Below are 17,124 nucleotides of genomic sequence, written 5' to 3' on the forward strand. Positions count from 1 at the left end.
TCTCTTACTACCGCCCATTTAATCTCTTTTGTATATACAGTTTTTTTGCCCACGCAAAAACACCTCCGAATAATGTCACAATACTTATCTCAAGTATTGCCATTTTGGAGGTGTTTTATATTGTCTCGCTATTTTAGGTTAGTCCAAATGCTTCATATAATTGTTTGGGTTTTTTATGAATGTTGAAAAAGACGGTTGTGGTAATTAACCGCAGACTGAATGATATATTTTGTTCCATTGCTGTTTTAAGAAAACGCTCATTATTAACAGCTATCATAAAAGGAGAGTAATAAAATTTAATTCTTATCGGGAACAAGGAAAGGGTAGTGGTAGCTGATAAAAATTTATGATATATTTCATAAGTAATAATTTATTCTTTCTGAATGAAAGTTCCTGATAAGGGAATATGTAAACATAATTGCTTAGGAAAAATTAAATGGAGTTGAAAACAAATGTTGCACCAATTTTCGAGAAATGAGTTAGCTATTGGTAAAGAAGGGCTAGAGACGATGAAAAACAGCACTGTGGCTGTTCTAGGAATCGGGGGCGTAGGTTCATTTGCTGCAGAAGCGTTAGCTCGTTCAGGCGTAGGAAGATTAATCTTAATCGATAAAGATGATGTAGATATTACGAATGTCAACAGACAGGTAATTGCATTATTATCCACTGTTGGTCGTCCTAAAGTAGATATTATGAAAGAACGTATCGCAGATATTAATCCAGACTGTGAAGTAATTGCGTTGAAAATGTTCTATACAGAAGAAACGTATGAAGAAATTTTTGCATATGGCTTAGATTTTGTAATGGATGCTTCCGATACAATCTCTTATAAAATACATTTAATGAAAGAATGTTTACAAAGAAATATCCCAATTATTTCAAGTATGGGAGCAGCAAATAAAATGGATCCAACCCGTTTTCAAATTGCAGACATCAGTAAAACACATACAGATCCAATTGCAAAGGTAATTCGAACAAGACTTCGTAAAGAAGGAATTAGAAAAGGGATTAATGTTGTATTCTCTGATGAAAGTCCAATAGTCATTCTCGAAGATGTTCGTAAAGTGGTCGGAAAAGATAATGCGCCAATTCGAAAGGCGAAAATGCCGCCTTCTTCTAATGCTTTTGTTCCTTCTGTAGCTGGTTTAATAATGGCGAGTCATGTTGTTAAAGAGCTATTAACGGATATAAAAATTACACGTGTTAAGGATGAAAAATAAGCTTTTATTTTGGCCATTCTTTAAATAATAGTTAAAATTAAAAAAGGATGATCTCATGAACAATAGAGGTCATCCTTTTGTTTTAATAGAGAAACTGTCCATTAGCAATGAACATAGCCTATTGTATCAGTGTGATCCAAATAGTAAACTAATACAATGAGTTAGATTCCAAGTTTTCTTTAATAAGGCTAATAAAAAATAGATAGTTGAGTGATGAAGAAAATATAAAATAACGAAAGGTAGGTAGTGATATTGTCTTCCGTTGTAGAACTAAAAAATGTTTCTAAAGTAATAAAGGGTAGAAAAATAATTGATTCTTTAAGTTTCCAGGTAGAAGCGGGAGAAGTATTTGGCTTTCTTGGTCCAAATGGTGCAGGTAAAACGACAACAATACGTATGATTGTTGGATTAATAAATATGAGTGATGGAGATATTTATATTTGTAACGAGAGTGTCCGCGATCAATTTGAGAAAGCAATAAAGCATGTAGGAGCAATTGTAGAGAATCCAGAGATGTATAAATTTTTAAGTGGGTATGAGAATCTCATACATTATGCAAGAATGATGAAGGGGATATCTAAAGAGAAAATAATGGAAACTGTTGAATTAGTTGGATTAACAGACCGAATCCATGACAAAGTGCGTACATATTCACTCGGAATGAGACAACGATTAGGTCTTGCTCAAAGCCTCTTGCATGATCCGAAGGTATTGATTTTAGATGAACCAACAAATGGTTTAGACCCAGCCGGGATTCGAGAAATTAGGGATCATTTAAGAATGCTAGCAAGAGAAAGAAATATGGCAGTAATTGTTTCAAGCCACTTATTATCTGAAATGGAAATGATGTGTGACCGAATTGGCATAATTCAAGATGGGAGACTAGTTGATGTACAATTAGTCAAGGACTTTGTTGCCGTTGAGCAAGTGTTTGAAATAGAGCTAAATCCTATTGATGAAGCGATAAATCACTTACAAGAAATTTCACCTGATGTGCTATGTATTAAAAGGGGACAAGGACTTTTAATAACTGTAACGAAGGAAAAAATACCAGAAATAATTAAAACCCTTGTTATACACAATATTGATATTTTTGGAATAAGAGAAGTTTCAAAAACATTAGAGGATCGATTCTTGGAATTGACTAATCAAAAGGAGGGAGAATAATTTTGATTCAGTTAATAAGGAATGAATGGATGAAAATTTGGAAACGTCCAGCAACTCTGGTGATGATTGGTATCTTATTACTTGCTGTTCTACTATTTGGAGCATTTAATAAATATCAATCTAGCGGTTTTTCTGTTCCAGATAATGAAAACTGGAAGCATGGACTTGAATTGGAAAATAAACGCTACCAAGAAATGCTTGAGGATGAACATCTTCCAACAGAAATGAGAGAATATTATACAAAGGAAATGACGATAAATGAGTATCGAATAAAGCATGATTATAGTACAAATGTAGAGTATTCTGCATGGGATTTTGTTTCTGATTGTATCCAGTTAATTAGTATCTCCGGTTTATTTACGATTATTATAGCTGCTGGAATAGTCGCAAATGAGTTTAATTGGGGAACAGTAAAGCTTCTGCTTATCCGACCTTTGAACAGATCGAAGATATTACTATCCAAATATTTAACGGTATTGCTATTCGGTTTGTTATCCATACTTGTCGTGTTTGCCTTTTCGTTTATTCTAGGAGCTATTTTATTTGGTCTTCCAGATGATGCATATCCGTATTTACTTTACAATAATGGGATAGTGAAGGAACAAAGTATGCTCCTTCATTTAATTAGTTTTTATGGGCTAAATTCAATTAGTCTCCTTATGCTTACTACGATGGCGTTTATGATATCGTCAGTTTTCCGGAACAGTTCTCTTGCAATCGGTATTTCCATTTTCTTAATGTTTATGGGGAGTACAGTAACCGTATTGTTAGCCAATTGGTTTGATTGGGCTAAATTTTTATTATTTGCTAATACAGATTTGACACAGTATTTTGAAGGAACACCATTGGTAAGCGGCATGACGTTGACTTTCTCCATTACTATGCTATCCGTTTACTTTATTGTGTTCATTGGTTTAGCCTTTTGGGTATTTAAGAAGAGAGATGTGGCAGCATAATTTTTTGAATGAAGGTTCTTTTGACTTTCATTCTTTTTTCTTCTGTTCTTCTTTTACGATATAATAAATGAAAGAAGTTAAACAAGAAGGTGTATAAATGAACGGGGAACCACTTGCATATCGAATGCGCCCTACTAATCTTGATGAAGTAGTTGGTCAAAAAGAAATTATTGGTAAAACAACAAGTTTATATAAAATGATTAAAAATGGACATGTTCCATCTATGCTTCTATATGGTGAACCTGGAATTGGCAAAACCTCGATTGCTTTTGCCATTGCTGGTACAACAAAGCTTCCCTTTATTGCCCTAAATGCGACTACATCAGGAAAAAAGGATGTAGAAGCTGTAGTGGATGAAGCAAGATTAACAGGTAAAGTCATTCTTTTTTTAGATGAAATTCATCGTTTTAATAAAGCCCAGCAGGATTATTTATTACCCCATGTAGAAAGAGGGGATATTGTTCTAATAGGTGCAACAACAGAAAATCCCTTTCATGATGTGAACCCTGCGATCAGAAGCAGATGTGGTCAAATTAAACAGTTAAAAAGATTAACAGATAGCGATATAGAAGAATTATTGCATCGAGCTTTAAAAGAGGAAAGAGGTCTAGGAAATCTTTCCATTCAAATTAGGGAGGAGCAAATTAAGCGAATATCAAAAGGTACAAATGGGGATGCAAGAAAATCATTAACTCTTCTAGAGTCTATTGTCTATTCATCAGATAAAGAGGACGGCATTTTTACTATCAAGGATGAAACAATTGACCAAATGATAGAAAAGGTTGGCGTTTTTGGCGATAAAAAAGGTTCGCATTTCTATAACCTTTTATCTAGTCTTCAAAAAAGCATCCGTGGTAGTGATGTCGACGCAGCCCTTTACTATCTGGCCCATTTACTTGAAACAGGAGATTTGGTGGCAGTAAATAGAAGATTACTCGTAATTGCCTATGAAGATATTGGCCTTGCGAAAACATCTGTCGGGAATAATGTATTAGCGGCTGTAACAGCGAGTGAAAGATTAGGGCTTCCAGAAGCGCGAATTCCTCTATCTGTAGCAGTGGTTGAGATGTGTTTATCTTCTAAATCCAATGCTGCCTATAAAGCATTAGATGCAGCAATAGCAGATGTCCGCAGTGGCAGAGTTGGAGATATTCCCATGCATTTAAGAGATGGACATTATGAAGGAAGCAAAAAGCTAGGACATGTTGGCTATATTTACCCACATGACCATCCCATTGGAACATTTGGTGGTTGGGTCGATCAAGAATATTTACCAGAGAAGCTCAAAGGAACACAGTATTATCATCCAACAGAAGCAGGAGAAGAGAAGAAACTTGGTGCAATTTATGAAAAATTAGCTGGTTTTAAAAAGGATAGATAAGATTTTCTATCCTTTTTTGACGTGTCTGAAATGTTAACGTCCTTTTTACTAGAAAAAATTTCGAAAATCGAATGAAAAAGTGTACACAAAATTCAAATAACTATTAAAATAGAAGAAAGAGAATAGAAGAGAAGGACGTGAAAAGGTGAAAATCGATAAAATAGAAGTTCAACATGTAAAAATGCCATTGGTGAGTCCCTTTGAGACAAGCTTTGGGAAACTCTTAGAGAAGGACTTTCTCATTATAAAAATATTTAGTGGCGAGCACATTGGGTATGGGGAGTCTGTTGCTTTGCCAGATCCAACCTATAGTGAAGAAACAACAGGAACTGTTTCCTATATGCTAGATGCATTTCTAATTCCACTATTGTTAAAAGAGGAAATTAATCATCCAGATGATGTTACTAAAAGATTTGCGCCTATTAGACGAAATAATATGGCAAAAGCAGCATTAGAAGGAGCTGTGTGGGATTTATATAGTAAGAAAAAGGGGATTTCTCTTTCAAAAGCACTGGGTGGAGTAAGCTCATCCATTGCTGTAGGAGTAAGTATAGGTATCGAAGAGACGACAGACAAGCTCCTATCAAAAGTGGATCGATTCCTATCGGAAGGCTATAAAAAGATCAAAGTAAAAATTAAGCCAGGATATGACTTAGAGCCATTGACTAAAATTCGGGAAACATTTGGCTACGATATTCCTTTAATGGCTGATGCTAACTCTGCATATACGCTAGCAGATATTGAGCGACTGAAAGAAATGGATCCACTTAAATTAATGATGATTGAACAGCCGTTAGCCTATGATGATATTATTGATCATTCGATATTACAGAGTGAGCTTGCAACCCCTATATGTTTAGATGAAAGTATTCATTCGGTAGAAGATGCACGCAAAGCGATTGAACTAGGAAGCTGTAGAATTATTAACATTAAAATTGGTCGCGTTGGGGGACTGACAGAAGCCAAAAAAATACATGATTTATGTGAAAAACATAGCATTCCAGTTTGGTGTGGAGGGATGCTGGAAGGTGGAATTGGAAGAGCCCACAATATTGCCATTACAACCCTACCTTCTTTCACAATCGCTGGAGACACATCTGCATCTAATCGATATTGGAAAGAAGATATTATTTTTCCAGAGGTTACTTTGTCTAGGCCAGGAGAGATTGATGTTCCGACTGGTGATGGTATTGGTTTTAAGTTGAATAAGGAAGTCATTAATAAATACTTGTTAACTACGAAAGTTTATGAAAGTAAAACCGTATGAGAGATTGGGAGGGAAATGATGGATGCATCCCTATATAATAAGAGAGGTCACCGATAAAAAAGACATACAAAAGGTCGTAGAATTTCAAGATGACGTTTGGAACAAAAAGAATACAACGCCTTATCCATTTTTAGTCGCTTCTCTTCATAACGGCGGAATCATCATTGGAGTGTTTTTGAAGGAAGAATTAGTTGGCTTTTGTTATGGGTTTCCTGGATTTTATCAAAATGAAGCCTATCTAGTGTCACATATGATGGCTGTTAAGCAACAAATTCGAGATGGTGGATTAGGCTATAAGATGAAAGTAAAGCAAAAAGAACTAGCATTAAGACAGGGATACAAAAAAATCATATGGACTTTTGATCCATTAGAATCAAGGAATGCCTATCTTAATATTGCAAAACTTGGCGGGATAGTAAAAACCTATTATCCTAATCATTACGGAATAATGAATGATGAATTAAATGGTGGCTTACCTTCTGACAGATTTGTATTAGAATGGGATCTTAAAAAAAGTTCTGTTGATTATGTTCCACTAGAAGAGCAAATTCAATCTTGTGTTTCATGGAAGATGGTTGAAGATATACCTAGCCCCTCCTCGTTAGAAACAATTTCTGAACAAGTTGATTATTATAAGATTCCTGTTCCAAACAATATACATATGATAAAAGAAAGAAACTTTATGATAGCAGAAAAGTGGCGTTTCATACTAAGAGATGCATTTATGCTTCTGTTTAAAAAGGGGTATAAGGTGAAATCATTTCAAACAACAAATAAGTTAGTGAACTATTATATTGTTAGCTCTGTTTAACAAAAAAACTTTCATAATTAAGGAATCAATAATAATTGTGTAGTGGAATAACAATAGGAGGGTGAAAATGCGGGAAGAAATAGACCATTGGGTAGACCAACAAAGAGAGAATATATTGGGAATGTATCACTATCTTCATGAAAATGCTGAAATAAGTTGGGAAGAAATAGAAACCACAAAATTTATAAAGGGTGAATTAGAGAAGCTATCGATTCCTTATGAAATATTTGATGATCAGACAGGAATAGTAGGTTCTTTTGGGGATGGAAACGGACCTGTCATAGGTCTTCGCGCAGATATGGATGCTTTATGGCAGCAAGTGAACGGAGAATGGAAAGCAAATCATTCCTGTGGTCATGATGCACACACGACTATTTTAATTTTTACATTAAAATGTTTAAAGGCATTAGGCGTAGAACCAACAGCTAGCATTAAATGCTTTTTTCAGCCAGCAGAAGAGACTGGTGGTGGCGCGATTTCTTTTATCAATAAAGGACTTTTAGAAGATGTGGATTATTTATTAGGGCTACATGTACGACCAATTCAGGAAATGAGATTTGGCGAATGCTCTCCAGCTATTTATCATGGAGCAGCAGCAAGCATTAAAGGGAAAATTTATGGAATGCAGGCACATGCAGCAAGACCTCATTTAGGAATAAATGTGATTGATAGCCTAACAGCAATTAATTTAGCTATTCGTTCCATCCCGTTAAATCCGGTTATTCCGGCATCGGCAAAATTAACATTTGCTCAAGCGGGAGGAAAGAATTTTAATATTATTCCAGATTATGCGGAGTTTGGACTAGATGTTCGAGCACAAACGAATGAGGCAATGGAGGAACTTATTGCTAAACTAGAAAGCGAAATAAGATTAGCTGGAGAAGTAAATGGTGCAAAAGTAGAATTAGAATTATTATCAGAAATGCCTGCAGCAAACCCTAATAAATGGATGGAAGGGATAGTAGCTAAGAGCATTAAAGAGATCCTTGGCGAGAAAGGGTTAGTTAAACCACCGGTGACACCTGGTGGGGAAGATTTTCATTATTATTCGAAAGCAAATAGCCATCTTCAAACAACAATGATTGGCTTAGGAACTGATTTAGAGCCAGGTCTCCATCATCCAGACATGCATTTTCAGTTAAATAGCTTGCTTCATGGAATAAAAATTATGGTTTTATCAGCAATTAGGATAATGGAAGAAAAACAATAACCGTTAAGAATTTCTTCTTTTTCAGAGAAGAAATTCTTTCTTTTTCCATGGATGAGTAGATGCCATAACTAAAAATAATAGTAAAGCAGGTTAAATAGAAATACAATAATCCGCTGATTAGATAGAAACGGAAAAAATATGATACCCTATTGAATAGATAGGAAATAAAATAATTATACTGGATATTGAACGGAGACTAGGTTTTCTTCTCAACAATTCATTAGTAAATATGCTATAATGCTTAATGGTAATTAGACAGATAGAAACACATAATATAGGAAAAGTAAAAGGGGCAGCAAATGAAATCTTTAATAAGCCAGGATAAACCAGTTGAAAGACTAATCATTTTTATTTTAGGGCTTTTGATTATGTCATTAGGTATTGTTTTAGTTATTACAGCAAATTTAGGATCAGCCCCTTGGGACATTTTAAATATTGGATTGCATATTCAATTTGGCTTAACTATTGGTAGCTGGGCAATTATAGTCGGATTTTTTATATTATTAATTGCAGCCATTCTTTCTAAAAAGTTCCCGCCATTTGGAGCACTATTAAATATGGTGCTAGTAGGAATATTTATTGATTTCTTTTTGCTTCTTCCTATTATGATTACTCCATCGGCACTATTTAACAGATGGATCATGTTTTTAATAGGATTAATCATAATGGGATATGGAATGGGAATCTATATCTCTGCAAAACTTGGGGCAGGCCCAAGAGATAGTTTAATGATTGTCTTGTCTGAAAAATTTGGTGGAAGCATTGCGAAGACTAGATTATTTATGGAAGCCATGGTTTTAATAATAGGATGGATCTTAGGTGGACCGGTTTCATGGGGAACCATTATTTATGCTATCTTAATAGGGAGAATTGCCGGGTGGAGTATTCCACAGTGTACAAAATGGACGGCCTATATATTGAATCGAAACGTGAGAACAGGGAAAAACATTCAACAACCGAAAATGGAGCGGGAGGCAAAATAATGAAGATATCGACTAAAGGAAGATATGGATTAACGATTATGATGGAATTAGCAAAGAAACATGGAGAAGGACCGATTTCTTTAAAGTCCATTGCACAAGCAAATAATCTTTCGGAACATTATTTGGAGCAATTAGTTGCACCATTGCGTAACGCAGGATATGTACGCAGTATTCGCGGAGCTTATGGCGGCTATGTTTTAGGAGATGATCCAAATAAAATAACAGCTGGAGATATTATCCGCATATTAGAAGGACCTATTAGCCCAGTAGAAGGAATTGAAGATGAGGAACCAGCCAAAAAAGCATTATGGATGAAAATCAGAGATGCGGTAAAGGATGTGCTGGATTCAACAACAATTGAAGACCTCGCTAATCACAAAGAAGATGGCAGTACGGATGGTTATATGTTTTATATATAAAAATTTTTTGAAATTATTTTATTTCGATAGTATTTGAAACGTATGGCACGGACTGGTTTTTACATTAACCTGTAAAAACAACAAATATGTGTAAATAGTGATTACAAAAGATAACTAACTAAATGTAGGTGAATAACTTGGAACATATTTATGTGGATCATGCGGCGACTTCGCCCATGCATCCAAAAGTAATTGACAGAATGTATGAAATCATGAAAGACCAATTTGGAAATCCCTCTAGTATTCACTCTTATGGAAGACAGGCTCGAAATATTTTAGATAATGCAAGAGCAGTAATTGCTTCTAGCATTGGTGCACATGAAAATGAAATTATTTTCACGAGTGGTGGCACAGAGGCTGATAATTACGCAATCTTTGGAATTGCAGAGAGCAAAGAAGCTAAAGGAAAACATATTATTACGACAGAAATCGAGCATCACGCTGTATTGCATGCCTGCCAGGAATTAGAGAAAAAAGGCTATGAAATTACTTATCTTCCTGTAAACGAAAATGGAGTAATTGATTTAAATGAATTTCAAACGGTATTAAGAGAAGATACCATTCTTGTTACTATTATGTATGGCAATAATGAAGTAGGCTCCATTCAGCCAATTAAGGAAATTGGTTTAATGTTAAAAGATCATCCAGCTGTATTGCATACAGATGCTGTACAAGCCTATAGTTTAGAAGAAATTGATGTGAAAGAACAGCATATCGATCTTTTATCTGTATCTTCTCATAAGATTAACGGACCTAAAGGAATAGGGTTTTTATATGTAAGAAACGGTATAAAGCTTAATCCCCAACTATTTGGTGGAGAGCAAGAGAAAAAAAGAAGAGCTGGGACAGAAAATGTACCTTCTGTAGCTGGATTTCAGCTTGCGGTAGAAATTGCTGAACAGGATAGAGTACAGAAGAGAGAGCAATATAAAAAATATAAGGAAATGCTGATTGAAATCTTAAAGGAAAATAATATTTCGTTTGAGCAAAACGGATTAGTTGATAATACCCTACCACATGTTTTAAACTTAAGCTTTCCAGGTACAAATGTTGAAGCGATGTTAGTTAATCTAGACTTAGCTGGTGTTGCTGCCTCTAGTGGTTCAGCATGTACGGCTGGATCAATTGAACCATCCCATGTTTTAGTGAGTATGTTTGGAAAAGAATCGGAAAGAACAAAAAATTCGATTCGATTTAGCTTTGGTTTAAATAATACAGAACAACAAATAGAAAAGGTCGGTCATGAGTTAGTTAAAATCATTAACCGTCTGACAAAATAATAACCTTCCCTTCCATGAAAAGGGAAGGGCTGAAGGGGAAATAGAAATGGAAAAAGCACCAAAAGATACACGTGTTGTAGTAGGGATGTCCGGTGGAGTTGACTCGTCTGTTGCAGCACTTCTTTTAAAAGAACAAGGATATGATGTAATCGGAATTTTCATGAAAAACTGGGATGATACAGATGAATTTGGTGTCTGTACAGCTACAGAAGATTACGAAGATGTTATCCGCGTCTGCAATCAACTAGGAATTCCTTATTATGCAGTAAACTTTGAAAAACAATACTGGGATAAAGTATTTACTTATTTCCTAGAAGAGTATAAAGCAGGTAGAACGCCTAACCCTGATGTTATGTGTAATAAAGAAATTAAGTTTAAAGCTTTCTTAGAGCATGCGATGAGTCTTGGGGCAGATTATTTAGCAACAGGACATTACGCACAAGTTGTTAGAGAAGATGGACAAGTGCGCATGCTTAGAGGGAAAGATGATAATAAAGACCAAACGTACTTTTTAAATCAATTAACAGAAGAACAATTAAGCAAAGTAATGTTTCCTATTGGTGGAATGGAAAAATCAAAGGTTCGCGAACTTGCTGCTAAAGCAAATCTTGCAACTGCTACGAAAAAAGACAGTACAGGTATTTGTTTTATCGGAGAACGTAATTTTAAAGAATTCTTAAGTGGATATCTTCCTGCTCAAAAAGGGAATATGGAAACAATGGATGGAGAAATAGTTGGCCGCCATGATGGACTTATGTATTATACAATTGGGCAAAGACATGGTTTAGGCATTGGTGGAAGTGGAGATCCTTGGTTTGTAATCGGCAAGGATTTACAACGAAATGTCCTATATGTTGGACAAGGATTCCATCATGAATTACTTTATTCTGACAGCATTATTGCAACGAATGTTAGCTGGGTATCGAACGATAGAATTGGTACATCTTTTGAATGTACAGCTAAATTCCGTTACCGTCAGCCAGACAATAAAGTGACGGTTGAGGTTATCGATGAAAAAACAGTGAAAGTTATTTTCCATGAACCAATTCGTGCTGTAACTCCAGGACAAGCAGTCGTATTCTATCAAGGAGAAGAATGCTTAGGTGGCGGAACGATTGATAAAGTGTTCCGAGATAGTGAAAGATTAACATATGTTGGGTAATAATAGGTGTCGGCTAATAATAGTTAGTCGGCAGTTATTTTAGAAAAGTCAAAGGAAGCTAGCAATATCCACTGCTTTAAGGATATTTGCTAGTTTCTTTTGGCTGTTGTTTAACCGAATTTTATTTAAAAATATGCTATACTACCAATAAGAAATGGAGTGTTTAAGATGGATAATAGTCAATTAGGAATACAATATATGCAAGAGGGAAAATGGGAGGAAGCAGCAAAGTTTTTTATGGACGAAATAGAGAAAAATCCCCAAAATGCTGTTTCTTATGTGAATTTTGGAAATGTCTTATCAGCTTTAGGAGATGACACAAGAGCATTGTCCTTTTATCAAAAGGCGATTGAAATAGATGATACTACTGCTGCAGCTTATTATAGTGCAGGCGCAGTTTACTATGAGAAAGAAGATTTGGAATCTGCTAAAACAATGTTTGAACAAGCACTAGCAAAGGGATTAGAAACAAGTGATAATTTCTTTATGCTAGGATTAACATATGTTGGTTTAGAAAAGGGGAAGCTTGCTATTCCTTATTTTCAACGTGCAGTTGAATTAAATAATCAAGATGCTGAGGCTTATTTCCAATTAGGTCTTTGCCTAGCACAAAGTGAATATATCGATGAGGCAATCACGCAATTTCAAGCATGTATTTCATTAGATGCTACTCACGCTGATGCATACTATAATTTAGGGGTTGCATATGGTTTTAAAGAAGAGTCAGAGAAAGCAAAAGAAATGTTTGATAAGGCTCTAGAAATTCAGCCAGATCATCTTCTTGCTGGCTATGGGAAGCAAATAATAGAAGGAAAATAATTTTCAAAGTAAAAAGTGAAAGGGGGATGACAGTTGAACGAGCAAAATTCTTTGGATCTTTTTGAAAAAGAAAAAAAGTACATAAAGGGACGTCACCTTGTTACTATTTTTCATAATGAACAAAATCTCTATTCTGTTATAAGAATAAGAGTAGACGAAACCAATCATGATTACGATGATAAAGAAGCAGTTATTACAGGCTATTTGCCAAAGATGAATGAGGAAGAAACTTATACATTCTATGGTGATTTTAAAGAGCATCCAAGATTTGGGCTACAGCTGCAAGCAACTTCCTTTCGAAAAGAGATGCCACAGACAAAGCAAGGAATCATCGCATATTTATCCAGCAATCTGTTTAAGGGGATTGGGGAAAAAACTGCTGAAAATATTGTAGAAACATTGGGAGAAGAAGCAATTTCTAAAATTATGAATCAGCCGTCCATTTTGGATACGGTGCCTAAACTTGCTCCAGATAAGGCAAAGGTATTATATGATACGCTAATGAAAAACCAGGGCTTAGAACAAGCAATGGTTTCGCTCAATCAATTTGGATTTGGTCCACAATTATCAATGAAAATTTATCAAGTATATAAAGAAAATACAATAGAAACTGTGCAGACCAATCCTTATAAATTGGTGGAAGATATAGAAGGGATAGGATTTGGTAAAGCGGATGATTTAGGGGCACAAATAGGGATTATAGGAAATCACCCTGACCGATTAAAAGCAGGGTGTTTATATATTTTAGAGTTAAGCAGTAATCAAGAGGGACATGTTTACCTTCATGCTGAACATTTGCTAGAAAAAGTGAAAACACTACTGGAAGAAAATCAAAAAGAGGAGATTGAATTTTCGCAAATAGCAGATCAAATTATCCAGTTGGAAGAAGAAGGGAAAATTATAGTCGAAAATAAGAAAATATATTTGCCTTCCTTATTTTTCTCAGAAAAAGGACTTGTAAGAAATATTAAGCGAGTAATGGAACAGTCGGAGTACAAAGACCAATTTCCAGAGTCGGAATTTCTTCTAGCATTAGGAAATTTGGAGGATCGTATTGGTGTCCAGTATGCCCCATCCCAACGAGAAGCAATTCAAACGGCGTTGATGTCTCCGATGCTTATATTAACAGGGGGTCCTGGTACAGGAAAAACGACAGTAATAAAAGGAATTGTTGAATTGTATGGAGAATTGCATGGCTGTTCTTTGGATCCGAAAGATTATAAAAATGATGAGCCTTATCCTTTTATTCTTGCTGCACCTACCGGTAGAGCAGCAAAGCGGATGGCAGAGTCTACAGGTTTACCGGCAGTTACCATTCATCGCTTATTAGGGTGGAATGGTACAGGTACATTTGAGCGAGATGAGGATCATCCTCTTGAGGGAAAGATTCTCATTGTGGATGAAACGTCGATGGTTGATATATGGTTAGCTCATCAATTATTTAAAGCTTTACCAGAACATATTCAAGTGATAATAGTAGGGGATGAAGACCAGCTTCCATCCGTAGGGCCTGGACAAGTACTAAAGGATTTACTTGATTCAGCTTGCATCCCAACTGTTAAATTGAAAGATATCTATCGCCAAGCAGAAGGCTCTTCGATTATCGAACTGGCTCATGAAATGAAAAAAGGACAGCTGCCAGCCAATTTACTTACACCACAGGGAGATCGCTCCTTTATAAAATGCTCTTCCAATCAGATTCCGCAAGCGATTGAAAAAATTGTTCTAAATGCCAAAAATAAAGGGTTTGCCCCTATGGATATACAAGTATTGGCTCCGATGTATAGAGGACCAGCGGGGATCGATCGATTGAATGCCATATTACAGGAGATATTAAATCCTAATCCTGATGGCACCAGGAAAGAGCTGAAATTTGGAGAGGTTACATACCGAATTGGTGATAAAGTACTTCAGCTTGTCAATCAACCAGAAAGCAATGTTTTTAATGGTGATATGGGGGAAATTGTATCGATTTTTTATGCGAAGGAAAATACAGAAAAACAAGATATGGTTATTGTCTCTTTTGATGGCATAGAAGCGACGTATACGAGACAGGATTTGAATCAAATAACGCTTGCTTACTGTTGTTCTGTCCATAAATCACAAGGAAGCGAGTTTCCAATCGTCATTATGCCAATAGTTAAAAGCTATTATCGGATGTTAAGACGAAATCTCATTTATACGGGCATCACAAGAAGTAAACAATTCTTAATTCTTTGCGGTGAAATAGAAGCGATGGAACTAGGCGTCAGCAGAAATGACGAATTAAATCGTCAAACGACCTTAAAAGAAAAAATCAAAGAAATGTTTGCAGATGTCTACAAACCAGATGAAAAGGCAGAGCTGTCCACAGAGAATTCTTTTGATTTATTGTACGAAGGCAAAATCAATGAGATTGACCCAATGATCGGCATGGATAATATAACTCCATATGACTTTATGGAAGTATAATGCGGTAAAATGAAATTCCCTCTTTAGGGGATTTTTTTTGCCAAAGTTTGCCCTACATGTTTTTAACTCGTAAGCGAAAAATAGTAATGTTATTCTTCTTCGAATATTCCAGAACGATTCTAAATTTCCATGAAATAATCGCCAACTCCTAAGAAATTCTGGTATAAATGGATGCTGTTTTGAGCATAATGGGAATGCTTACCTGGAAATTCCTGTGTTTCGGAATTTCATGAAACGAATATAATGAGGTGTTTTCCTATGCTCAAATGTCCAAATTGCCAGAGCAAAGATATTGGAAAAATTGGAATCAATCAATACTACTGCTGGAATTGCTTTATTGAATTATCGCTAACAAAAGGGATTATTCATACACATCAAGTTGAAGAAGATGGTAGTTTAAGTTCTTTAGACGATCTATTTGAAGAAGAAGAGCGTCGATTAAGCTAGGTTCTTCTCAAATTTAGGATTGGCGCTCTCTTCTATTAAAAGGGGTGCATAGTAAAATGGGTAAAGCGATAAACACAGCTCTAGCTATTGGCGCTGGAGTAGCAGCGATAAGCTATATGCAAAAAAATAATATGCTAAGTCAGAAGCAAGTAAAAAGAATGCAAAAAAAAGTAATGAAAATGTTCTAATGTATAGGAGGAAGACTGTAGAGTTGTTCGAAAATCTACAGTCTTTTTTATTGAACGGAAGGATATGGATTAGAAAGTGTATAAAAATTCCTTCTATCTCTCACAATAATTTAGGAGGGAGGCAAGGAAATGGACATAAGAATAAAATGGTATTACCGATTAGGATTTACATTATTGCTTTTTATTGTGTTATTTGTGTTCATAAAATTATCACCATTATGGTTACCCATTTTAAGTCTTATCACAAAAGTAATTACTCCTTTTATCATTGGAGCATTTATTACCTATTTATTGCATCCTATTGTAGAGATACTTCATAAAAAAGGTTTACATAGAGGATTATCTGTTGCACTTATCTATATGCTTTTTTTCGGTGGAATTGGATATGCCTTGTATAAAGGAATCCCCATTCTTATACAGCAGCTGGAAGAACTGACAGAAAGTGCTCCCAAGCTTGCAGAACAATATAAAGATCTCATTGACTCGATTCAAGATAAAATGGAATCTTGGCCATTTAATATTCAGGAAAGAGTTGACCGAGGAATCAGCATATTTGAAACAAAGATGGAATCCCTTGTGAATAAGGTAATTAATGGGGCGATGGCAATGATCAATTATTCGATTGTCATTATGCTTATTCCATTTATCTCTTTTTACATGCTTAAAGATATTGATGCGGTAAGAAAAGCTTTTAATGGATTAATCCCCAAAAAATGGCGCAATAGTGCTCATGTCTTTTTGGAGGATGTCAACGAATCATTAGGTAGCTATATAAGAGGACAATTATTAGTTTGTACAATTATTGGTGTCATTTCCATGGTACTATTTTGGTTTTTTCATATGAAGTTTGCACTAGTACTAGGAATCATTGTAGGAGTGACAAATGTTATTCCGTATTTTGGACCTATTATTGGTGCGATACCTGCTTTAATTGTAGCAAGTACTGTTTCGGTTAAAATGCTGATTATTGTGGTCATCATCATTATTATTCTGCAGTTTCTTGAAGGAAATATTTTATCCCCTTACATTGTGGGAAAAAGCACCCATATGCATCCACTATTTATTATGTTTGCTCTTCTTTTAGGGGAGGAAATAGGAGGATTGATTGGCATGATTGTTGCTGTTCCGCTATTATCTATAGCTAAAGTAGCAATTATCCATATGAGAAAACACTTTGGGAAAAAAGAGGCGGAAATAAAACGTATATAAATAGACCGATATTGACAATACTGCCTAATAATCAGTATAATTCGAATGAAGCATATATGGATAAAATGATGAAAGAAAAAAGTAGATTATAGACCACTTGTAAAGAGAGGAATTCCCTTTGGCTGAAAGGAGTTCTCAGTGAAGGATAATTGAA

General features: G+C 35.4%; 16 protein-coding genes and 1 other annotated feature (1 of these 17 only partly in view). All 16 genes read left to right on the plus strand.

Annotated features, from left to right (window positions below; all coding sequences use genetic code 11):
* Positions 1–452 precede the first annotated feature (452 nt).
* Positions 453–1,220: a tRNA threonylcarbamoyladenosine dehydratase gene (locus QQZ16_RS06085; protein WP_031540604.1), complete on the plus strand. Its 768-nt coding sequence runs from the start codon at positions 453–455 to the stop codon at positions 1,218–1,220.
* A gap of 252 nt (positions 1,221–1,472) precedes the next feature.
* A complete protein-coding gene (locus QQZ16_RS06090) occupies positions 1,473–2,387 on the plus strand; it encodes an ABC transporter ATP-binding protein (protein WP_284561198.1) in 915 nt (304 codons plus the stop codon).
* Between the two features lie 2 nt (positions 2,388–2,389).
* Positions 2,390–3,343 (plus strand): ABC transporter permease, encoded by a 954-nt coding sequence (locus QQZ16_RS06095; protein WP_284561199.1) that lies wholly within the window; start codon positions 2,390–2,392, stop codon positions 3,341–3,343.
* A gap of 97 nt (positions 3,344–3,440) precedes the next feature.
* Entirely contained in the window at positions 3,441–4,724 is a 1,284-nt protein-coding gene (locus QQZ16_RS06100; protein WP_251627470.1) for a replication-associated recombination protein A, read from the plus strand.
* 145 nt (positions 4,725–4,869) lie between these two features.
* A complete protein-coding gene (gene menC, locus QQZ16_RS06105) occupies positions 4,870–5,991 on the plus strand; it encodes an o-succinylbenzoate synthase (RefSeq protein ID WP_031540600.1) in 1,122 nt (373 codons plus the stop codon).
* Positions 5,992–6,013: 22 nt separating this feature from the next.
* Entirely contained in the window at positions 6,014–6,802 is a 789-nt protein-coding gene (locus tag QQZ16_RS06110) for a hypothetical protein (protein WP_251627474.1), read from the plus strand.
* A gap of 67 nt (positions 6,803–6,869) precedes the next feature.
* Complete coding sequence (locus QQZ16_RS06115; protein WP_035416894.1) at positions 6,870–8,012, plus strand: M20 peptidase aminoacylase family protein; 1,143 nt, start codon at positions 6,870–6,872, stop codon at positions 8,010–8,012.
* A 299-nt stretch (positions 8,013–8,311) separates the two neighbouring features.
* Entirely contained in the window at positions 8,312–8,995 is a 684-nt protein-coding gene (locus QQZ16_RS06120; RefSeq protein WP_251627476.1) for a YczE/YyaS/YitT family protein, read from the plus strand.
* Entirely contained in the window at positions 8,995–9,414 is a 420-nt protein-coding gene (gene cymR, locus QQZ16_RS06125) for a cysteine metabolism transcriptional regulator CymR (RefSeq protein ID WP_031540596.1), read from the plus strand. Before QQZ16_RS06120 ends, cymR begins: the two co-directional genes overlap by 1 nt.
* A 137-nt stretch (positions 9,415–9,551) precedes the next feature.
* Complete coding sequence (locus QQZ16_RS06130) at positions 9,552–10,694, plus strand: cysteine desulfurase family protein (protein ID WP_251627478.1); 1,143 nt, start codon at positions 9,552–9,554, stop codon at positions 10,692–10,694.
* Positions 10,695–10,740: 46 nt separating this feature from the next.
* Positions 10,741–11,856, plus strand: a complete 1,116-nt coding sequence (gene mnmA / locus QQZ16_RS06135) for a tRNA 2-thiouridine(34) synthase MnmA (protein ID WP_031540594.1) — start codon at positions 10,741–10,743, stop codon at positions 11,854–11,856.
* A 168-nt stretch (positions 11,857–12,024) separates the two neighbouring features.
* A complete protein-coding gene (locus QQZ16_RS06140; protein ID WP_031538867.1) occupies positions 12,025–12,675 on the plus strand; it encodes a tetratricopeptide repeat protein in 651 nt (216 codons plus the stop codon).
* A gap of 33 nt (positions 12,676–12,708) precedes the next feature.
* Complete coding sequence (recD2, locus tag QQZ16_RS06145; protein ID WP_251627480.1) at positions 12,709–15,126, plus strand: SF1B family DNA helicase RecD2; 2,418 nt, start codon at positions 12,709–12,711, stop codon at positions 15,124–15,126.
* Positions 15,127–15,384: 258 nt separating this feature from the next.
* Positions 15,385–15,573, plus strand: a complete 189-nt coding sequence (locus QQZ16_RS06150) for a hypothetical protein (protein ID WP_016202904.1) — start codon at positions 15,385–15,387, stop codon at positions 15,571–15,573.
* Between the two features lie 56 nt (positions 15,574–15,629).
* Positions 15,630–15,761 (plus strand): YrzQ family protein, encoded by a 132-nt coding sequence (locus QQZ16_RS06155; RefSeq protein ID WP_081836690.1) that lies wholly within the window; start codon positions 15,630–15,632, stop codon positions 15,759–15,761.
* 129 nt (positions 15,762–15,890) lie between these two features.
* Positions 15,891–16,970 (plus strand): AI-2E family transporter, encoded by a 1,080-nt coding sequence (locus QQZ16_RS06160; protein ID WP_031538870.1) that lies wholly within the window; start codon positions 15,891–15,893, stop codon positions 16,968–16,970.
* 59 nt (positions 16,971–17,029) lie between these two features.
* Positions 17,030–17,124, plus strand: a binding site (T-box leader) (it continues 139 nt past the right edge of the window).

It is taken from the genome of Bacillus sp. T2.9-1, assembly GCF_950097965.1.
Classification (GTDB): domain Bacteria; phylum Bacillota; class Bacilli; order Bacillales; family Cytobacillaceae; genus Niallia; species Niallia hominis.